The organism is Streptomyces sp. E2N166 (genome assembly GCF_003671715.1).
Classification (GTDB): Bacteria; Actinomycetota; Actinomycetes; order Streptomycetales; family Streptomycetaceae; genus Streptomyces; species Streptomyces thinghirensis.
This window is the reverse complement of the sequence record NZ_RAIF01000032.1, coordinates 1,069,405-1,088,977: the sequence shown is the minus strand read 5'-3', so window position 1 is coordinate 1,088,977 and position 19,573 is coordinate 1,069,405. Positions and strand designations below refer to the sequence as shown.

21 protein-coding genes are annotated in these 19,573 nt (G+C 72.2%); 8 read left to right on the top strand and 13 right to left on the bottom strand.

Annotated elements, in window-relative coordinates:
* The coding region (locus EBH09_RS31900; protein ID WP_193776640.1) for a septum formation family protein at positions 1 to 751 on the top strand (751 nt) is incomplete at its 5' end.
* 13 nt (positions 752 to 764) lie between these two features.
* Positions 765 to 935 carry a hypothetical protein gene (locus EBH09_RS31895; protein WP_107291848.1) on the top strand — a complete coding sequence of 57 codons (171 nt, stop codon included), beginning with the start codon at positions 765 to 767 and terminating at the stop codon, positions 933 to 935.
* 24 nt (positions 936 to 959) lie between these two features.
* Here the strand turns inward: EBH09_RS31895 and EBH09_RS31890 are convergent, their stop codons facing one another.
* The 4 genes from EBH09_RS31890 to EBH09_RS31875 are packed head-to-tail and all read right to left on the bottom strand — an operon-like array spanning position 960 to position 5,147.
* Positions 960 to 2,165, bottom strand: a complete 1,206-nt coding sequence (locus EBH09_RS31890) for a histidine kinase (protein ID WP_193776746.1) — start codon at positions 2,163 to 2,165, stop codon at positions 960 to 962.
* 8 nt (positions 2,166 to 2,173) lie between these two features.
* A complete protein-coding gene (locus tag EBH09_RS31885; protein ID WP_238697499.1) occupies positions 2,174 to 3,997 on the bottom strand; it encodes a cation acetate symporter in 1,824 nt (607 codons plus the stop codon).
* A 28-nt stretch (positions 3,998 to 4,025) separates the two neighbouring features.
* On the bottom strand, positions 4,026 to 4,385 hold the full coding sequence (locus EBH09_RS31880; RefSeq protein WP_121750324.1) for a hypothetical protein: 360 nt from the start codon (positions 4,383 to 4,385) through the stop codon (positions 4,026 to 4,028).
* Positions 4,386 to 4,388: 3 nt separating this feature from the next.
* Complete coding sequence (locus EBH09_RS31875; RefSeq protein WP_121750323.1) at positions 4,389 to 5,147, bottom strand: LytTR family DNA-binding domain-containing protein; 759 nt, start codon at positions 5,145 to 5,147, stop codon at positions 4,389 to 4,391.
* Positions 5,148 to 5,224: 77 nt separating this feature from the next.
* On the opposite strand from EBH09_RS31875, the gene EBH09_RS31870 reads away from it, so the two are divergent.
* The 3 genes from EBH09_RS31870 (at position 5,225) to rocD (ending at position 7,935) form a co-directional block, all read left to right on the top strand.
* Complete coding sequence (locus EBH09_RS31870) at positions 5,225 to 5,752, top strand: Lrp/AsnC family transcriptional regulator (protein WP_121750322.1); 528 nt, start codon at positions 5,225 to 5,227, stop codon at positions 5,750 to 5,752.
* A gap of 126 nt (positions 5,753 to 5,878) precedes the next feature.
* Positions 5,879 to 6,718: a dimethylargininase gene (gene ddaH, locus EBH09_RS31865; protein ID WP_121750321.1), complete on the top strand. Its 840-nt coding sequence runs from the start codon at positions 5,879 to 5,881 to the stop codon at positions 6,716 to 6,718.
* Positions 6,715 to 7,935 carry an ornithine--oxo-acid transaminase gene (gene rocD / locus EBH09_RS31860; protein WP_121750320.1) on the top strand — a complete coding sequence of 407 codons (1,221 nt, stop codon included), beginning with the start codon at positions 6,715 to 6,717 and terminating at the stop codon, positions 7,933 to 7,935. The genes ddaH and rocD overlap by 4 nt, the downstream gene beginning before the upstream one ends.
* Positions 7,936 to 7,953: 18 nt before the next feature.
* On the opposite strand, the gene EBH09_RS31855 is transcribed toward rocD, so the two are convergent.
* Positions 7,954 to 8,409, bottom strand: a complete 456-nt coding sequence (locus EBH09_RS31855; RefSeq protein ID WP_121750319.1) for an RpiB/LacA/LacB family sugar-phosphate isomerase — start codon at positions 8,407 to 8,409, stop codon at positions 7,954 to 7,956.
* 152 nt (positions 8,410 to 8,561) lie between these two features.
* Here EBH09_RS31855 and proP point away from each other — a divergent pair, with 152 nt between their 5' ends.
* The 3 genes from proP (at position 8,562) to EBH09_RS31840 (ending at position 12,124) form a co-directional block, all read left to right on the top strand.
* On the top strand, positions 8,562 to 10,076 hold the full coding sequence (gene proP / locus EBH09_RS31850) for a glycine betaine/L-proline transporter ProP (RefSeq protein WP_121750318.1): 1,515 nt from the start codon (positions 8,562 to 8,564) through the stop codon (positions 10,074 to 10,076).
* A gap of 195 nt (positions 10,077 to 10,271) precedes the next feature.
* On the top strand, positions 10,272 to 10,994 hold the full coding sequence (locus EBH09_RS31845) for a lysophospholipid acyltransferase family protein (RefSeq protein ID WP_121750317.1): 723 nt from the start codon (positions 10,272 to 10,274) through the stop codon (positions 10,992 to 10,994).
* A gap of 95 nt (positions 10,995 to 11,089) precedes the next feature.
* Positions 11,090 to 12,124: an NAD-dependent epimerase/dehydratase family protein gene (locus EBH09_RS31840; RefSeq protein ID WP_121750316.1), complete on the top strand. Its 1,035-nt coding sequence runs from the start codon at positions 11,090 to 11,092 to the stop codon at positions 12,122 to 12,124.
* Between the two features lie 66 nt (positions 12,125 to 12,190).
* On the opposite strand, the gene EBH09_RS31835 is transcribed toward EBH09_RS31840, so the two are convergent.
* From EBH09_RS31835 to EBH09_RS31800, 8 genes are all read right to left on the bottom strand, one after another.
* Positions 12,191 to 13,804 carry an alpha/beta hydrolase gene (locus EBH09_RS31835; protein ID WP_121750315.1) on the bottom strand — a complete coding sequence of 538 codons (1,614 nt, stop codon included), beginning with the start codon at positions 13,802 to 13,804 and terminating at the stop codon, positions 12,191 to 12,193.
* A 128-nt stretch (positions 13,805 to 13,932) separates the two neighbouring features.
* Complete coding sequence (locus tag EBH09_RS31830) at positions 13,933 to 14,703, bottom strand: urease accessory protein UreD (protein ID WP_193776639.1); 771 nt, start codon at positions 14,701 to 14,703, stop codon at positions 13,933 to 13,935.
* Positions 14,691 to 15,365, bottom strand: coding sequence for an urease accessory protein UreG (gene ureG, locus EBH09_RS31825; protein WP_121750314.1), 675 nt, complete (start codon positions 15,363 to 15,365; stop codon positions 14,691 to 14,693). The genes EBH09_RS31830 and ureG overlap by 13 nt, the downstream gene beginning before the upstream one ends.
* Positions 15,366 to 15,530: 165 nt before the next feature.
* Positions 15,531 to 16,205, bottom strand: a complete 675-nt coding sequence (locus EBH09_RS31820; protein ID WP_121750313.1) for an urease accessory UreF family protein — start codon at positions 16,203 to 16,205, stop codon at positions 15,531 to 15,533.
* Positions 16,206 to 16,213: 8 nt separating this feature from the next.
* Complete coding sequence (locus EBH09_RS31815; protein ID WP_121750312.1) at positions 16,214 to 17,935, bottom strand: urease subunit alpha; 1,722 nt, start codon at positions 17,933 to 17,935, stop codon at positions 16,214 to 16,216.
* The gene (locus EBH09_RS31810) at positions 17,928 to 18,239 is read right to left on the bottom strand and encodes an urease subunit beta (protein ID WP_121750311.1); all 312 of its coding nucleotides are present in this window, start codon (positions 18,237 to 18,239) and stop codon (positions 17,928 to 17,930) included. The genes EBH09_RS31815 and EBH09_RS31810 overlap by 8 nt, the downstream gene beginning before the upstream one ends.
* Before the next feature lie 15 nt (positions 18,240 to 18,254).
* Positions 18,255 to 18,557 (bottom strand): urease subunit gamma, encoded by a 303-nt coding sequence (locus tag EBH09_RS31805; RefSeq protein ID WP_121750310.1) that lies wholly within the window; start codon positions 18,555 to 18,557, stop codon positions 18,255 to 18,257.
* Between the two features lie 164 nt (positions 18,558 to 18,721).
* A complete protein-coding gene (locus EBH09_RS31800) occupies positions 18,722 to 19,375 on the bottom strand; it encodes a TetR/AcrR family transcriptional regulator (protein ID WP_121750309.1) in 654 nt (217 codons plus the stop codon).
* Positions 19,376 to 19,573: the final 198 nt, after the last annotated feature.

Below are 19,573 nucleotides of genomic sequence, written 5' to 3'. Positions count from 1 at the left end.
CGTCTGGTACGCCCTGGCCGACCGGGCGGCCGACGGGACCGGGGCGCCGTACGGCGACGCCGTGGGGCTCGTGGCACCGCTGGAGGTCGGGGACTGCGTCCGCGCCCGGTGGCCGGGCGGCACCCGGTTCGCGGGGACGCCGCGTCTCACCGTGGACCCGGGCTGCCGGGGCGGGGCGCCCGACGGCCAGGTGATGGCGTTCGTGCCCGCCTCCTCCGCGGCGGAGGCACGCGAGCTGGGGCCGGCGCGGTGCGAGGAGCGGACGCGGGAGGTCCGGGGCCGGCTGGCCGGGGTGCGCGGTGTGGCGGTGGTGCCGGCCGACGGCGGGTTCGAGACCGCCCGGAGGCGCACCGCCTGCCTGGTGCTGGGAGCGCACGGGCCGGTGTACGGGCCGCTCGGGCGGCATCGCGCGCCGGGCTCGGTGTTCGCGGACACCGCGACCATGCAGCGCCGGGACTGCCTGGACGTGCGCTCCGCGCGGGAGGTCCGACTGGTGTCCTGCGCGGGCCGGTACGACGCCCAGGTGCTCGGATTCACCCGATTGGCCTACGACGTCACGCTCGCCGAGGCTCCCGCGGCGGCGGACCGCGCTTGTGCGCGGGAGGTGCCGCCGCGCGACTACGGATTCGACCCCTCCGTGTACGAGGCCGGGTCCCGGACGGCCGCGGGGGCCTGGAAATCCGGCGTACATCTCGCCGTCTGCACCGTACGGAGGCAGAACGGGGGCACCATGGAGGGGAACGGACCATGAGGAGGGTGTTGCGATGCCCGGTTCCACGGACAGTTCCACGAAGACGATGGGGGCGCTCACCATCGGCGGCCTGGTCGCGGTGACGGCCTACACGGTGGCGCTCGGGAGCAACGGCTGGCTGTGGTTCGGCTGGGTCGTGCTGGGCCTGATCACCCTGGGGATGGTGGCCACACGCAGCGCCTGAGCCCCGCACAGGGCGCACGACGGCTCACTCGCGGCCGAGCCGGCCCGCCGAGTGCACGCCCGGCTGGTACTTCGGCAGCCGGACCGTGATCTTCATGCCCGCGCCGACGGCCGTCTCGATGACCAGGCCGTGGTCGTCTCCGTAGACCTGGCGGAGCCGGTCGTCGACGTTGGACAGCCCGATGCCGCCCGACGGGCTGACCTCGCGCGCGAGGATGCGGCGCAGCAGACCGGGGTCCATTCCGGCGCCGTCGTCCTCTATGACGACCAGGGCCTCGGCGCCCGCGTCCTGCGCGGTGATCTGGATGCGGCACCGGTCGGACTTGCCCTCCAGGCCGTGCTTGACGGCGTTCTCGACGAGCGGCTGGAGGCAGAGGAAGGGCAGCGCGACCGGCAGCACCTCGGGGGCCACCTGGAGGGTGACGGCGAGGCGGTCGCCGAAGCGGGCCCGCACCAGTGCCAGGTAGTGGTCGATGGCGTGCAGTTCGTCGGCGAGGGTGGTGAAGTCCCCGTGCCGCCGGAACGAGTAGCGGGTGAAGTCGGCGAACTCCAGGAGCAGCTCGCGGGCGCGCTCGGGGTCGGTGCGCACGAACGAGGCGATGACCGCGAGCGAGTTGAAGATGAAGTGCGGAGAGATCTGGGCGCGCAGGGCCTTGATCTCGGCCTCGATGAGCCGGGTGCGGGACTGGTCGAGGTCGGCCAGCTCCAGTTGGACGGAGACCCAGCGGGCGACCTCGCCGGCGGCCCGTACCAGGACGGCGGACTCGCGGGGCGCGCACGCGACGAGGGCGCCGTGCACCCGGTCGTCGACGGTGAGCGGGGCGACGACCGCCCAGCGCACCGCGCAGTCGGGGGTGTCGCAGCTGAGCGGGAAGGCCTCGCCGCGGCCGGTCTCCAGGGGTCCTGCGAGGCGCTCCATGATCTCCGAGCGGTGATGGGCGCCCACGCCGTCCCAGACCAGGACCTCCTTGAGGTCGGTCAGGCACAGCGCGTCCGTGCCGAGCAGGGAGCGCAGCTTGCGGGCCGACTTGCCGGCGGTCTCCTCGGTCAGGCCCCCGCGCAGCGGCGGTGTGGCAAGAGAGGCGGTGTGCAGGGTCTGGAAGGTGGCGTGCTCGACCGGGGTACCGAGTCCGCCGAGGTTCTGCGGACGGGCCGTGCGGCGCCCCAGCCAGAAGCCCGCGGCCAGCAGGGGCAGCACGGCGACGACCAGCCCCGCGAGGAAACCGCCCATGGAGCCGCTCACGGGGCCGCCTCCTTGCGCGGACCCTCCGTGACGCGCGGTTCGTCTCTGCGCGGTTCGTCTCTGCGCGGTTTGTCTCTGTGCGGGTCCTCCGTGCGCGGGTCCTCCGTGCGCAGTTCCTCCGTGCGCAGTTCCTCCGGCAGGTGGAAGCGGGCCAGGATCGCCGCCGTCCCGGCCGGTACCCGGCCCGGGGTGGCCAGGGAGACCAGCACCATGGTGAGGAAGCCCAGCGGCACCGACCAGAGCGCCGGCCAGGCCAGCAGCGCGTGCAGCGCGCCGCCCCCGCCCGGGAAGCCGCCCATGGTGGCGGCGACGGCGAGCAGGGCGGAGCCGCCGCCCACCAGCATTCCGGCCGCCGCGCCGGGCGGGGTCAGCCGCCGCCACCAGATGCCGAGGACGAGCAGCGGGCAGAAGGAGGAGGCGGACACGGCGAAGGCGAGGCCGACGGCGTCGGCGACCGGCAGCCCGCCGACCAGCGCGCTCGCCGCCAGCGGTACGGCCATGGCGAGGACGGTGCCGAGCCGGAAGTGCGGGACGGCGCGGGACGGCAGCACGTCCTGGGTGAGGACGCCCGCGACGGCCATGGTCAGCCCGGACGCGGTCGACAGGAACGCGGCGAAGGCACCCCCCGCCACCAGGGCGCCGAGCAGGTCGCCGCCCACTCCCCCGATCACCCGGTCGGGCAGCAGCAGGACGGCCGCGTCGGCGTCGCCGGTGAGGGTCAGCTCGGGGGCGTACAGGCGGCCGAGGGCGCCGTAGACGGGCGGCAGCAGGTAGAAGGCGCCGATCAGACCGAGCACGGCGACGGTGGTGCGGCGGGCGGCGACGCCGTGCGGGCTGGTGTAGAAGCGGACCACGACGTGCGGCAGGCCCATGGTGCCGAGGAAGGTGGCGAGGATCAGACCGTACGTGGCGTACAGCGGGCGCTCGGTGCGGCTCTCGGCCCGGGAGGGTGACAGGGCGTCGTCGGCGCCGCGTCCGGCGGCCGGGACCGGGGTGTCCTTGGCGAAGGTGAGCCGGGTGCCGGACTGGATGTAATGGGTGCCGGCGGGCAGGCTGAGCCGGGCGTCGTCGTGGGTGCGGCCGTCCACGGTGCCGTCGACGGTGACGGTCAGCGGACGGTCGAGCTTGAGGGTGAGGCTGTCGTCGACCCGGACGGAGCGCTGCTCGCGGAAGGTGGCGGGTTCGTCGAAGGGGCGGCCGGGGGCGCCGTCGCCCTGCCAGGCCAGCACCAGGAAGAGGGCGGGGACGAGCAGGGCGGTGAGTTTCAGCCAGTACTGGAAAGCCTGGACGAAGGTGATGCTGCGCATGCCGCCGGCGGCGACGATGGCGGTGACGACGACGGCGACGATCACCCCGCCCAGCCAGTCGGGCGCCCCGCTCAGCACGGTCAGGGTCAGTCCGGCGCCCTGGAGCTGGGGCAGCAGGTACAGCCAGCCGACGCCGACGACGAAGGCCCCCGCGAGCCGCCGTACCCCCTGGGAGGCGAGCCGGGCCTCGGCGAAGTCGGGCAGCGTGTAGGCGCCGGAGCGGCGCAGCGGAGCGGCGACGAAGAGCAGCAGGACCAGGTACCCGGCGGTGTAGCCGACGGGGTACCAGAGCATGTCGGGGCCCTGGACCAGGACCAGGCCCGCGATGCCGAGGAAGGACGCGGCGGAGAGGTACTCGCCGCTGATGGCGGCGGCGTTCAGGCGGGGGCCGACGGTGCGGGAGGCGACGTAGAAGTCGGAGGTGGTGCGGGAGATGCGCAGGCCGAAGGCCCCGACGAGGACGGTGGCGACGACGACGAGGGCGACGGCGGGTATGGCGTAGCTGGAGTTCATGGCGCCTTCACGGCCTCGCTGGACAAGGTCATCGGTCCTCGACGAGACGGACGAGGTCGCGTTCGTTGCGTTCGGCGCGGCGCACGTACCAGCGGGCGAGGAGGACCAGCGGGGCGTACAGGCCGAAGCCGAGGACGCCCCATTCCAGGCGACGGGCGTCGGGCATCGCCGCGAACAGCAGCGGCAGCGGCCCGACGAGGAGTCCGAGGACCGCGAAGGCGGTGAGGCCGGCGCGCAGCTGGCTGCGCATGAGGGAGCGGACGTAGGTGTGCCCGAGGGTGGTCTGCTCGTCGATCTCGGTGCGCGGGCGGTAGTAGCCGGAGGCCCGTCGGGTCCGCCTGGGCGGGCCGGTGACGGTGACGCGGCGTTCGGTGGGGTCCTGGGGCATGGCTCACGGCCTCCGCATGAGCAGGTCCCGCAGTTCACGGGCGTGGCGCCGGCTGACCTGGAGTTCCTCGGTGCCGACCAGGACGCTGACGGTGCCCGCGTCCAGGCGGAGTTCGCCGATGTGGCGCAGGGCGACGAGGTGCCGGCGGTGGATGCGGACGAAACCGCGGGCGCGCCAGCGCTCCTCCAGGGTGGACAGGGGGATGCGCACGAGGTGGCTGCCCCGGTCGGTGTGCAGGCGGGCGTAGTCGCCCTGGGCCTCGACGTGGGTGATGTCCTCGACGGGGACGAAGCGGGTGACGCCGCCGAGTTCCACGGTGATGTGGTCGGGGTCGGGTTCGTGCACGGGTATGCGGGGAGCGGGAGTGGTGGTGCCCCGGCGTTCGGCGGCGCGGCGGACCGCCTCGGCGAGCCTTTCCCGGCGGACGGGTTTGAGGACGTAGTCGACGGCCTTGAGATCGAAGGCCTGCACGGCGAAGTCCTCGTGCGCGGTGACGAAGACGACCAGCGGCGGCCGGGCGAACCCGCTCAGCAGCCGGGCCAGGTCGAGTCCGTCCAGGCCCGGCATCTGGATGTCGAGGAAGACGACGTCGATGGCGTCCGGCCCGTCGGGGCCCGACTCCAGGGCGCGGTTGATGCGGCGCAGCGCCTCGGTCGCGTCTCCCGCGCCCTCCGCCGTACCGATGCGGGGATCGGCGTTCAGCAGATAGACGAGTTCCTCGAGCGTGGGGCGTTCGTCGTCGACAGCAAGGGCGCGCAGCATGAGGCTGGAGTGTAGGAGCAATCCGTACGCCTGCACACGTTCCCGCCGCGGACGTATCCGCTGGATACAGTGCCCGCATGAACAGCAGGCCCACGCCGTTCGACGAACTCGACCGGAAGATCGTCACCGCCCTGATGGCGAACGCCAGAACGTCCTTCGCGGAGATCGGCGCGGAGGTCGGGCTGTCCTCGACGGCGGTCAAGCGGCGGGTGGACCGGCTGCGCGAGACCGGGGTGATCACCGGGTTCACCGCGACGGTGCGCCCGTCCGCGCTGGGCTGGCGCACCGAGGCGTACGTGGAGGTGTACTGCGAGGGTGCGGCGCCGCCGAGGCGGCTGGCGGAGGTCGCGCGCGGCTACCCGGAGATCACGGCGGCCATGACGGTGACCGGTGGGGCGGACGCGTTGCTGCATGTGCGGGCGCGGGACGTGGAGCACTTCGAGGAGGTGCTGGAGCGGATCCGGGCCGAGCCGTTCATCCGGAAAACGATCAGCGTGATGGTGCTGTCCCATCTGATCCAGGACGCCCCGGAGGCCGGTGCGAGTCTTCCGGCGCCCGGAGGCGGGGCACCCGGCCCGGCCGAAGGCGCAGCAGACGTGCGCTGACCTGGCTCAGGACGCAGCGATACTGCGCCAACACGCAGCTATTGTCGCTTGTCGTCCGTCTCCTTCGCTTTCTACCGTGGTGTCATCCCTCAGTCACAACCCGTAAGGAAGCGGAGGAACCCCTCTGTGCCCGAATCACGTGTGCCGCGCCGGCGGCGCTTCCTGGTCTGCGAACCCAGACACTTCGCCGTGCAGTACGCGATCAATCCGTGGATGAGCACCGGCCGGCCGGTCGACGTCATCCGCGCCCTGGACCAGTGGCAGTCACTGGTCGACACCTACCGCGCCCACGGCCACACCGTCGACGCGGTCGAGGCGGTCCCGGGCCTGCCCGACATGGTCTTCGCCGCGAACTGTGCGGTCGTCGTCGAGGGCCGGGTCTTCTGCTCCCACTTCCACGCGCCCGAGCGACGTCCCGAGTCGGTGCCCTACGAGGCGTGGTTCAAGACGGAGGGTTTCGAGGTCCAGCACTCCGAGGCGGTCTGCGAGGGCGAGGGCGACCTGGTCCCGGCCGGCCCCTGGATGCTGGCCGGCACGGGATTCCGTACGACCCGTGAGGCGCATCGCGAGGTGCAGGAGTTCTTCGGCGTGCCGGTGATCTCGCTGACGCTCGTGGATCCGTACTTCTACCATCTGGACACGGCCCTGTTCGTGCTCGACGACGGCGGCGAAGGGGCCGCCGGGAACGTCGCCTACTACCCCGGGGCCTTCTCGCCCGGCAGCCGTGAGGTGCTGGAGCGGCTCTACCCGGACGCGGTGATCGCCACCCTCGAGGACGCGATGGCGTTCGGGCTCAACTCCGTCTCCGACGGACGGCACGTGTTCATCTCGCCCGGGGCCCGGGGACTCGCCGATCAGCTCGCCGGCCTCGGCTACGTCCCCGTCCCCGTCGACCTGTCCGAGTTCCACAAGGCGGGTGGCGGCATCAAGTGCTGCACCCAGGAGATCCGGGAGATCCGCTCATGACCGCACCCGCCCGCAACCGCGGCTCCGAGGAACTGATCCGCGCGGAGGAGCCCGTCCTCGCGCACAACTACCACCCGCTGCCCGTGGTCGTGGCCCGCGCGGAGGGCGCCTGGGTCGAGGACGTGGAGGGCCGCCGCTATCTGGACATGCTGGCCGGCTACTCGGCGCTCAACTTCGGCCACCGTCACCCGGCGCTGGTCGACGCCGCCCACCGCCAGCTGGACCGGCTGACCCTCACCTCCCGCGCCTTCCACAACGACCGGCTCGCGTCCTTCGCCGAGCGGCTGGCCGCGCTGACCGGCACGGACATGGTGCTGCCCATGAACACCGGCGCGGAGGCGGTGGAGAGCGGGATCAAGGTGGCCCGCAAGTGGGCCTACGACGTGAAGGGCGTCCCGGCCGACCGGGCGACGATCGTCGTCGCGGCGGACAACTTCCACGGCCGTACGACGACGATCGTGAGCTTCTCCACGGATGAGACGGCCCGCTCCGGCTTCGGCCCCTTCACGCCCGGCTTCCGGGTCGTCCCGTACAACGACCTGGCGGCCATGGAGGCGGCGGTCGACGAGACGACGGCGGCCGTGCTGATCGAGCCGATCCAGGGCGAGGCGGGCGTGCTGATCCCGGACGACGGCTATCTGGCCGGCGTGCGGGAGCTGACCCGCCGCGCCGGGTGCCTCTTCGTCGCGGACGAGATCCAGTCGGGTCTCGGTCGCACGGGGCGCACCCTCGCCGTCGAGCACGAATCCGTCGTGCCGGACGTGGTGTTGCTCGGCAAGGCGCTGGGCGGCGGCATCGTCCCGGTGTCGGCGGTGGTCGGCAGCCGGGAGGTGCTCGGTGTGCTGCACCCGGGCGAGCACGGTTCGACGTTCGGCGGCAACCCGCTGGCGGCCGCGGTCGGCACCGCGGTGGTGGAGCTGCTGGAGACGGGCGAGTTCCAGCGCCGGGCGACCGAGCTGGGAGCGGTGCTGCGCGAGGGTCTGACCGCCCTGGTCGGCAAGGGCGTCGTCGGCTTCCGCGCGCGGGGACTGTGGGCGGGCGTCGACGTCGACCCGGCGCTCGGCACGGGCCGCGAGGTCAGCGAGCGTCTGATGCGCGAGGGCATCCTCGTCAAGGACACGCACGGCTCCACGATCCGCCTGGCGCCGCCACTGACCGTCACCGGTGAGGAGCTGGAAGGGGCGCTCGGGACGCTGGAGAAGGTCCTGACGTCCTGACCCCCGCCCCAGGTGCCGTCACGGAGCGGCCCGGCCCCGGTCGAGCCGCTCCACGTGTGTCACGTTCTCCCGGTCCTCGGCGTCCTCGCCGGGCGCGCCCGCGAACCAGGCGTCGAGGATCTCCCGCAGCAGCGGCGCCGACGTCAGCCGCAGACTGAGCGCGAGCACGTTGGCGTCGTTCCAGCGGCGGGCCCCGTCCGCGGTGTACGCGTCGGCGCACAGGGCGGCCCGTACTCCCGGCACCTTGTTGGCGGCGATCGACGCGCCCGTGCCGGTCCAGCAGCACACCACCGCCTGGTCGGCCGTGCCCTCGGCGACCTCGCGCGCCGCCCGCTCCGAGCACACCGCCCACCGCGGGTCCGCGCCGGGCCGCAGCGCGCCGTGCGCCAGCACCTCGTGGCCCCGCCCGCGCAGCTCCTCGACGAGGAGGCGGGCGACGGGTTCGTCCATGTCGGAGGAGACGGAGATGCGCATGGTCGAAGCGTACTCACCGCGCCCGTCCGCGCGCGCTCACCTCATCGGCTCAACCACATGACCGAAGTCACGACCATACCCAGGATGATCGGGGGAACGGTACGACCTGAGAAACGTACGACCGAGCAGCCCTCCGCCGGGAGCGACTGCCCGTGGAAAGGGAGTCCGCCACGTCCCCCACCGAGAACGGCCAAGAGTCCGACGCCGCGGCGATCCGCCGCCACCCGGCCCTTTTCCGGGCGATCAAGCGTCGGCAGAACCCCCGCCTGCGCCGGTCGGACATCACCGTCACGGACGAGGCCGCGGTCAAGAGGGCGGTGAAGGCCGCCTCTCTGGGCAATGCCATGGAGTGGTTCGACTTCGGCATCTACGCGTATCTGGCCGGCACCATCGGCCGCGTGTTCTTCCCGTCCGGGAGTGACACCGTGCAGCTGCTCTCCTCGTTCGCCACGTTCGCCGTGGCGTTCCTGGTGCGCCCGCTCGGCGGCATGGTGTTCGGTCCGATGGGCGACAAGGTCGGCCGCAAGAAGGTGCTCGCGCTGACGATGATCCTCATGGCGATCGGCACCGCCGCCATCGGGCTCATCCCCAGCTACGACTCCATCGGCTTCTGGGCCCCCGTCCTGCTGATCCTGTTCCGCCTGCTCCAGGGCTTCTCGACCGGCGGCGAGTACGGCGGTGCGTCCACGTTCATCGCCGAGTACGCGCCCGACAAGCGGCGCGGTTTCTTCGGCAGCTTCCTGGAGCTGGGCACGCTGGCCGGGTACACCGGCGCCGCGAGCCTGGTCACCGGCCTCACGGCCTGGCTCGGCAGCGACACCATGGACGTCTGGGGCTGGCGCATCCCGTTCCTGGTCGCGGCGCCGCTCGGCATCGTCGGTATCTATCTGCGGCTGAGGCTGGACGACACGCCCGCGTTCCTGAAGCTGGAGGACTCCAACGTCCACATCTCGGAGGCGGCGACCGCGGTGGAGACCACCGCGCGGGGCGACCTCGCCAAGATCTTCCGCACGCACTGGCGCTCGCTGGTGCTGTGCATCGCGCTCGTCGGCGCGTACAACATCACCGACTACATGCTGCTGTCGTACATGCCCACGTATCTCTCGGACGAGCTGGACTACAGCGAGAGCCACGGCCTGATGATCCTGGTGGCCACCATGGTGCTGCTGATGCTGATCATCAACCAGGTCGGCCGCCTGTCCGACCGCTTCGGCCGCAAGCCCCTCCTCATGACCGGCATGGTCAGCTTCTTCGTGCTGTCCGCTCCGGCCTTCGTGCTGGTGCAGGACGGCAGTCTGCTCGCCGTCTCGGCCGGCATGCTGATGCTCGGTCTCTCCCTGGTCTGCCTGCTCGGCACGATGTCGGCGGCGCTCCCGGCGATGTTCCCGACCAACGTCCGGTACGGCTCCCTCTCGGTCGGCTACAACCTGTCGGCGTCCCTGTTCGGCGGTACCACGCCGCTGGTCATCACCGCCCTGATCAGCGTGACCGGCTCCGACATGATGCCCGCCTACTACGCGATGGCCGCGGCCCTGGTCGGTGTCGTGGCGGTGGCCTGCATGAAGGAGACCGCCCAGCAGCCTCTCGAGGGCTCCCCGCCCTCGGTACAGAGCCAGGAGGAGGCGGCGGAGCTGGTCGAGTCGCAGGCCCCCACGCCGAAGTTCTGAAGACGCGTCGGTGGGGCGGTGCGGCCGGCCCGCACCCCCACCGCCCGGCCGACGTCACCACGTCGAGCGAACCGGCCGAAGAGCGGCCGAACCGGCCCCGGTCCAACCGGCACGGTCCGGGCTACGATCGATCACCGGACGCGGACGTCCCAGGCGGAGCCGTGCCTTGCCTACCGGGAGAGCGGGAGACACACCGTGTTCTACTACGTGCTCAAGTACGTACTGCTGGGCCCGCTGCTGAGAGTCGTCTTCCGCCCCCGCATCGAGGGCCTGGACCACGTGCCGGCGTCGGGGGCGGCCATCGTCGCGGGCAACCACCTCTCGTTCTCGGACCACTTCCTGATGCCCGCGGTGCTCAGACGCCGCATCACCTTCCTCGCCAAGGCCGAGTACTTCACCGGGCCGGGCCTCAAGGGCCGGCTGACCGCGTTCTTCTTCCGCAGTGCCGGGCAGATCCCCGTCGACCGCACCGGCAAGGAGGCGGGGCAGGCCGCGATCCGCGAGGGGCTCGGCGTGCTGGGCAAGGACGAGCTGCTCGGCATCTATCCGGAGGGCACGCGCTCGCACGACGGCCGGCTGTACAAGGGCAAGGTCGGCGTCGCCGTGATGGCGCTCCGGGCCGGGGTGCCGGTCGTGCCCTGCGCGATGATCGGCACCTTCGAGGCGCAGCCGCCGGGTCGCAAGATCCCGAGGCTGCACCCCGTGGTGATCCGCTTCGGCGAACCCCTGGACTTCTCCCGCTACGCCGGCCTGGAACGGGAGAAGGCCGTGCTGCGCGCCGTCACCGACGAGATCATGTACGCCGTCCTGACGCTGTCCGGCCAGGAGTACGTCGACCGGTACGCGGCCGATGTGAAGGCGGAGGAGGCGGCGAAGGCGGCGAAGGGCCCGAGGTTCCCCCGGCTGCCGCAACGCTAGGGACCGTTGCCCGCCGGCGGGGTTCGGGGTTCTGCTCGTCTGCCGTCGGCAGAAGGGCGTGGCCGGGTGGCAGGGCGGGTGCCTACGGTCTCCGTATGACACGTGCTGTGGTGGTCGGAGCGACGGGACAGATCGGTCGGGTGGCGGTGGGGGTGCTGGCCCGCGACGGCTGGGAGGTGACGGCCGTCTCGCGGGGCGGCGAGCGGGACGGGGGCTGGCCCGAGGACGTACGTGTGGTGCGGGCCGACCGGGAGGACGACGCGGCCCTGTCGGCGGCGGTGGGTGACGGCTGTGACGTCCTGGTGGACATGGTGGCCTACGGACAGGGGCACGCGCGGCAGCTGGTCGGGCTCGCGGGACGGGTCGGCTCGGCGGTGGTGATCTCCAGTCTGTCGGTCTACGAGGACGACGAGGGCCGCAACTTCGACACGCAGGCCGAACCCGGCGGCTTCCCCCGCTACCCGGTGCCGCTCACCGAGGAGCAGCGCACGGTCCGCCCGGACGACACCTCGTACTCCACCCGCAAGATCGCACTGGAGCGGGAACTCCTCGCGGCGGGCGACGGGTTGCCCGTCACACTGCTGCGCGCGGGCGCGATCCACGGGCCGCACTGCCGGACCCCGCGCGAGCTGTACTTCGTCAAGCGCAACCTCGACGGCAGGCGACGGCGCGTCCTCGCGTACGGCGGTGCGAGCCGCTTCCACCCGGCGAGCGTGCACAACATCGCCGAGCTGATCCGGCTGGCCGCCCCGCGGCCGGGTACGCGCGTCCTGAACGCGGTCGATCCGGAGGCGCCGACGGTGGCGGAGATCGCGGCGGCGATCGACGCCGTGATGGGCGTGGAGACCGAGGACGTGCTGGTGGACGGTCCGCCGCCCGCGGACGGCGTGGGCGACACGCCGTGGTCGGTGCCCGTGCCTGTCGTGTGCGACATGTCGGCGGCGGAACGTCAGTTGGGCTACCGCCCGGTGGTCCGGTACGCCGAGACCCTGCCGGACACGGTCGCCTTCCTGGAGGAACGGCTGGCCGGCCGGGACTGGCGGGAGGCGTACCCGAAGATGTTCCGGGCGTACGGCGACCTCTTCGACTACGCGGCGGAGGACGCCTGGCTGACGGCTCGGCAGGGCTGAGGACGCCGGTGGGGGCGGCCGGCCGGTCCGGCCGCCCCCACCTCGTACCCGGTGTACCCGGTGCCGTTACGGCTTGGGTGTGGCGTGCGGGGCGCAGGTCACGTCCCGGGCGTCCACCTTGCCGGTGAGCAGGTAGGTGTCCACCCGCTCGTTGATACACGGGTTGACGATGCCGGTGACGCCGTGCGAACCGGCGTCCCGCTCGGTGATCAGACGCGAGCCCTTGAACCGCTGGTGCAGTTCGACGGCGCCCGCGTACGGGGTGGCCGCGTCCCGCTCGGACTGGACGATCAGCACCGGCGGGAGACCCTTGCCGCTCTGCACGTTCACCGGGGTCTGCTGCTTGACCGGCCAGGTGGCGCACGGCAGGTTCATCCAGGCGTTGGCCCAGGTCATGAACGGGTGGTCGCGGTGCAGCCGGGTGTTGTCCCGGTCCCAGGTGCGCCAGTCGGTGGGCCACTTGGCGTCGGCGCACTCCACGGCGGTGTAGACGGCGTTGCCGTTCTCCGCGGAGGCGTTGCCCGCGGTGTCGGTCGGGTCGGGGGCGGCCGCGTCGACGAGGGCCTGGGTGTCACCGGCGACGTATTCGCTGAAGACGGTCGCGACCGGCACCCAGGCGGAGTCGTAGTACGGGGCGCTCTGGAAGAAGGAGATCAGCTCGGCCGGACCGACGACCCCGCCGAGCGGTTCCTTCGCGGCGGCGGCGCGCAGCGTGAGCCACTGGTCCTGGACCTCGGCGCGGGTGTCGCCGAGGTGGAAGGTGGCGTCGTTCTTCGCGACCCAGTCCTGCCAGTCCTCCCAGCGCTGCTCGAAGGCGACGTCCTGGTCCAGGTTGGCCTGGTACCAGATCTTGTCGCGGGACGGGTTGACGACGCTGTCGACGACCATCCGGCGCACGTGGTCCGGGAAGAGGGTGCCGTAGACGGCACCGAGGTAGGTGCCGTAGGAGACGCCGAGGAAGTTGAGCTTCTTCTCGCCCAGCGCGGCGCGGATGACGTCGAGGTCGCGCGCGGTGTTCGGCGTGGTCATGTGCGGGAGCATCTCGCCGCTGCGCTCGTAGCAGCCCTCGGCGTACTGGCGGGCGAGCTTGCGCTGGGCGAGCTTGTCGGCCTCGGAGCCGGGCACGGGGTCCGTCTTGGGCGCCTTGACGAACTCCTGCGGGTCGACGCAGGAGATGGGCGCGGACTTGCCGACGCCGCGCGGGTCGAAGCCGACGAAGTCGTAGGCCTCGGCCGCGTCGGCCCAGACCGCGCTCTTGCCGGTGACGCGGGCCGGGAAGCGCAGGCCGGAGCCACCCGGGCCGCCGGGGTTGTAGAGAAGCGCGCCCTGGCGCTCGGCCTTGGTGCCGGTGTTGCCTATGCGGTCGACGGCTATCTTGATCTGCTTGCCGAAGGGCTTGGCGTAGTCGAGCGGCACCGTGACGTGGCCGCACTGGATCGGCTTGGGCAGGTTCCAGTCGGCGGGGCAGTCCTGCCAGTCGATGCCGGCCCGTGCGGCGCGGGCCGCGGCGATGGCGGCGCCGCGTGCCTCGCGGTCCCAGCCCTTCGCGTAACCATGGCCGGTGGACGGAGCGGCGCTCGCGGCGGGCGCCGCGACGGCGCCGGCCATCAGCGTGGCGGTGACCAGCGCTCCGGCCGTGCCGAACGCCGCCGTCCTCCGCCCCAGTCTGCTCTTCCTCAAGTGGCCCTCCCCGTACGTGATCGCGACAAGTACGGGGATCCTCGCGGCTGTGCGTTCCCTGAGAACAGAGGCGGCGCTACTTCTTTGCCAATCCGATAAACGGAGAAATATGTTCGGTCGTCGGGAACTCAGCCCAGCGTGTCCGACGCCTCCTCCAGCAGCCGCCTGAGCAGCAGCGCGTCCGGTGCCACGGCCGTCACCAGTGCGGCGGGCCCGGCGAGCGGCATGACCGCGACGCCCTCGGCGAAGGTCCGCGCCGCCGGTGGGTCCGCGGCGAACTCCGGGCGTACGACGACGAGCTGCCCGACGGCACGGTGCCCAGCCAGCCCGGCGGGGCCGTCCCAGCCGCCCGGGGCGCCGGGACCGCAGGCCAGTTCCTGGTCGAGTACGCACCGGCCGGCGATCCGTACGGTCAGACGGCTGGTGAGCCGCCCCGGTTCCTCGCCGGACCGGCCGAGCACCTGTTCCTCCCGCAGCACGAGGCGGGCCTCGGCCGCGAGGTCGACACGCGTGGTGACGTGCAGGTCACTGTCGTGCGCGGAGATCAACTGCTCGGGCAGCCAGTGCAGTTCGGCGTCGTCGCCGACGGTGAGCTGGACGTCGTAGCGCGCGCCGGCCTTGTCCTGGCCCGGCAGGGCGAGGGTGGCGGCGGCCGAGCCGATCCGCAGCCGGGCGCCCCGGGCCGCCTCGGCGGTCACCGTGAAGTGGTCGCCGCCGAGCGGCCCGCTCATCGCGCCGACCAGCATGACGCGGGCCTCGGCACCACTCCCCCGGGTCCGCCGCACCGCGAGCGGCCCCTCCCCCTGCAGCACGGGCAGGACGGTGCCGCCGCGTCCGTCGCCGTGGGCGAGCACGCGCGCCCTCGCCCGTACGCCGCCCGGAGTGGTCACGCGGTCCACTCGGCGATCCGGGCCCGCACCCAGTCCGCGACGTCCCGTACCCCGTCCCCGCTCCGCAGCGACTGGAGGACGACGGGCAGTTCACCGCGCTGTGCCTTGGCGTCGGCCGCCATGCGCGCGAGGTCCGAGCCGACGTACGGGGCGAGGTCGACCTTGTTCACGATCAGCAGGTCGGCGGTGGTGACGCCGGGCCCGCCCTTGCGCGGGACGTCGTCTCCGCCGGCCACGTCGATCACGAAGATCTGGGCGTCGACGAGCCCCTTGGAGAAGGTGGCGGTGAGGTTGTCCCCGCCGGACTCCACCAGGACCAGGTCGAGCGGTCCGACCTCGTCCTCCAGATCCTCGACGGCCTCCAGGTTGGCGGAGATGTCGTCCCGGATCGCGGTGTGCGGACAGGCCCCCGTCTCGACGGCACTGATCCGCTCCGGCGGCAGTACCGCCTCCCGGAGCAGGAACTCGGCGTCCTCACGGGTGTAGATGTCGTTGGTGACGACGGCGAGGGACAACTCCTCCCGCAGCGCCCGGCAGAGCGCGGCGACGGTCGCCGTCTTCCCGGACCCGACGGGCCCGCCGAGCCCGATGCGCAGAGCACGACGGCGCCCGTCGGGCCGGTGGGCGTCGGCGGAGACGGCGGGGAGGTCGTGGTGATGGTCGAGATGCATGCTGCGACTCCAATGAGACTGAGGCCGGCCCCGTCGGCCCGTCCGGCGTTCGAGGACGAGGCCGTCAAGGCCGACGGGGGTCCAGGGGCGGAGCCCCCTGGCGGGGTCGAAGGGGCGGAGCCCCTGGGCGTCGGGAACGGGAAGGGGCGGCGGGGGCGAAACCCGCTACGAGGCGAACAACCGCACAGGCAGGGCGGCATGCGCCTCCGCTCCGATCTCCAGCAGCGGCGCGGCCCGCGCGGGCAGCACGTCGACCCCGTCGGTCACGGCCAGCCGCCCCGCCTCCACGGCGTCCTGGGCCACCACGTCCACCTCGGGCGCGAGCCGCGCGAGCACGCCGGTCGCGTCGAACGGGTCGAGGCTGAGCAGCCGCACCACGGCGGTCGCCGCCCCGCTCACCCCCTCGTAGGCGGAGCAGTACGCCGCGTCCAGCGGCCCGAGTCCGGCCGCGCGGGCGGTCAGCCCGAGGACGACGGGCTGGTGGGTGCCCTTGGGAAACCGCCGCGCCAGCGCGTCGAGTTCGGGATGCGGCCAGGTGGCACGGGCGGCCCGCGTCAGCTGCCGGCCGAGTCTGCGTGCCGCCACGCGCAGGGCGGGGGACGGAGTGCGGGCGTCCGCGGCCAGGTCCAGCTCACCGGGGTCGACGCCGAGGGCCGCGGCCGCCGCGAGGGAGGCCGCGACGGCTCCACTCGTGTGCAGCCGTCCCCGGCAGAACTCCTCCAGGCCGGCGGCGTCCGTGATGCGCCCCGCCCGGACGGCGGCCTCCGCCCCGCCGGAGTGGGCGTGCCCTCCGGCGGGGAAGCGGCCGTCCGCCAGGACGAGCAGCGTCGCGCGGCTCATGCCGGCGCTCAGAAGAGGAAGTACCGCTGCGCGAGCGGCAGTTCGGCGACGGGTGCGGGTTCGACGAGTTCGCCGTCGATGGTCACCGCGAAGGAGTCCGCGGCGACCTCGACCCGTGGCAGGGCGTCGTTCTGCCGCATGTCGGCCTTGGTACGGCCGCGGGTCGACCGGATGGGCACGAACTCGCGCCCGAGCCCGAGCCGTTCCGGCAGCCCGTCCTCGATGGTCGCCTCCGCCACGAAGGCGACCGAGTTGGCGGCGGGCGCCGTACCGTGCGCGCCGAACATGGGGCGCGGCAGGACCGGCTGCGGCGTGGGGATGGAGGCGTTGGCGTCGCCCATCTGCGCGTACGCGATCTGGCCGCCCTTGAGCACCAGCTGCGGTTTCACGCCGAAGAACCGCGGGTCCCACAGGACCAGGTCGGCGAGCTTGCCGGTCTCGACGGAGCCAACCTCGTGCTCGATGCCCTGAGCGACGGCGGGGTTGATGGTGTACTTGGCGACATAGCGGCGGGCGCGCAGGTTGTCGGCGCGGGTGTCGCCGGGCAGGAAGCCCCGGCGCCGCTTCATCACGTGCGCGGTCTGCCAGGTCCGCAGGATCACCTCTCCGATGCGGCCCATGGCCTGGGCGTCCGACGACATGATGGAGATCGCTCCCATGTCGTGCAGGATGTCCTCGGCCGCGATGGTGCTGGGCCGGATGCGGGACTCCGCGAAGGCCAGGTCCTCGGGGACGGCGGGGTTCAGGTGGTGACAGACCATCAGCATGTCGAGGTGCTCCTCGACGGTGTTGACGGTGTGCGGCCGGGTCGGGTTGGTGGATGCCGGGAGCATGTTGGGCAGCGAGACCGCCGTGATCATGTCCGGTGCGTGGCCGCCGCCGGCGCCCTCGACGTGGAAGGCGTGCAGGGTGCGGCCGGCGACGGCGTCGAAGGTGTCGCCGACGAACCCCGCCTCGTTCAGGGTGTCGGTGTGGACGGCGAGCTGGACACCGGACTCCTCGCACACGTCCAGACACGCGGAGATGACGGCCGGGGTGGCGCCCCAGTCCTCGTGGATCTTGAAGCCGAGGATGCCGGCGCGCAGTTGGTCGCGCATGGACTCCTTGGACATGGTGCTGCCCTTGCCCAGGAAGCCGATGTTGACGGGGCTGGACTCCAGGGCGGCGAACATCCGCGCGAGGTGCCAGGAACCGGGGGTGACGGTGGTCGCCTTGCTGCCCTCTGCGGGGCCCGTGCCGCCGCCGATGAGGGTGGTGATGCCGGAGGCGAGGGCCTCGTCGACGGCGGTCGGCGCGATGAAGTGGACGTGCGTGTCGATGCCGCCCGCGGTGACGATCTTGCCGTTGCCCGCGATGACCTCCGTCTCGGGGCCGATGACGAGGTCGGGGTGGACACCGTCCATGGTGTCCGGGTTGCCGGACTTGCCGATGCCGGTGATCCGGCCGTCGCGGATGCCGATGTCGGCCTTGACGACGCCCCAGTGGTCGATGACCACGGCGCCGGTGATGACGGTGTCGGGGGTGCCGTCGGCGCGGGTGGCACGGGACTGGCCCATGGACTCGCGCAGCACCTTGCCGCCACCGAAGACGGCTTCGTCGCCGGAACGGCCGGGGCCGCCCGAGCGGTCCTCCTCGATCTCGACGAGGAGGTCGGTGTCGGCGAGGCGGACGCGGTCGCCGGTGGTCGGGCCGAACAGGTCGGCGTATGCGGGACGGGAGAGTTCAGGCATCGAGGGCGCCTCCGGTCGCGCCGCGCAGACCCATCACGACGCGGGCACCCGCGAGGGGGACCAGCTCCACGTCGACCGGGATGCCGGGCTCGAACCGGACGGCGGTGCCGGCGGCGATGTTGAGCCGCATGCCGCGAGCCGCCTCACGGTTGAGTTCAAGACCGGGATTGGCCTCGGCGAAGTGGTAGTGGGAGCCGACCTGGACCGGCCGGTCGGCGGTGTTGAGCACGGTCAGACGGATGCTCGCGCGGCCCTCGTTGAAGGCGACCGGCTCGTCGGCGAAGAGGATCTCTCCGGGAATCATTGGCTGCCGTCCCCGTCAGACGATCGGATCATGGACGGTGACCAGCTTGGTGCCGTCGGGGAAGGTGGCCTCGACCTGCACGTCGTGGATCATTTCGGGGATGCCCTCCATGACCTCGTCGCGCTGGATCAGCTTGCGTCCGGAGGCCATGAGTTCGCCGACCGTGCGCCCGTCCCGGGCACCTTCGAGAATGTGCGAGGTGATCAGGGCGACGACCTCGGGATGGTTGAGCTTCACACCTCTTGCGCGGCGCTTCTCCGCCACGTCCGCGGCCACATGGATGAGCAGTCTTTCCTGCTCGTGCGGGGTCAGTTGCATTTACCACCTCACAGGGCATGACGCCGGGACCGGACGGTCCGGCTGCCGCGTCCACCGCGACGGCTCTAGATGTAACACACATCAATACGCGGGAACGCGCACGCCGGTGACCCGAAAACCGCAGGTGGACGGGGTGAGAGTAGGGTTTCAGTGTTTCCGCCGCGTCACGCCTTCTTGACCGACTGATTACCGGTGCCGTCGGCGGCCTCCCGCATGCTCAACAACCCCCGCACGCCCGCCCGCAGAGCCTCCGGGGAGAAGCTGCCGAAGAGCGCGTACTGGACCCCGAAGCCCTGCACCGTCGCCATCAGCGTCCGGGCCACGGCGTCCGGGTCGACGTCGTCGCGCATCATGCCCGCTTCCTGATAGCGGACGACGACCTTCGCCCAGGACTCGAGGACCTTGGCGAAGCCCTCGTCGAGGAGCGCGGACAGCGTCTCGTTGCGCAGCGTCTCGGTCCAGGCCTGGATCATGAGCCGCGGAAACAGCCACCGCCCGTCTTCCGTCAGCGCCGGCCGCTCCCGCGCCATGTGCGCCAGGGTGCGGGCGATGAGCTCGTCGGGCATGGCCGGCGGGTCCTCCCGCGCCGCCCGCTCGTACACGCCCCGGATGGCGCCCAGCACCTCGGCGACGATGGCCTCGATCAACTCCTCCTTGCCGCTGAAGTAGCGGTAGACGGCTCCCGCCGAGAGGTCGACCTCTTTCAGCACGTCCTGCATCGACGTGGCGTGGAAGCCGTTGCGGGCGAAGCAGAGCGCGGCGCCGTCGAGGATCTGCCGGCGGCGGGCGTCGAGGTGTTCCTGGGATACGCGGGCCATGACACCCAACCTAAAACGAACGTTCCTTCTTGACAAGGACGCCGAGTCGCCGCACGGTGGTGGCAGGGTAAAACGAACGATCCTTCTTTTTGGCAGGAGTCCCCATGGACAGCCGTCGCATGATCGCCGTGATCGTCCTGGTTCCCGTGCTGGTCGGCCTGGCCCTGTGGGCCTTCGCCTGGCCTGCCGCCCGCACGG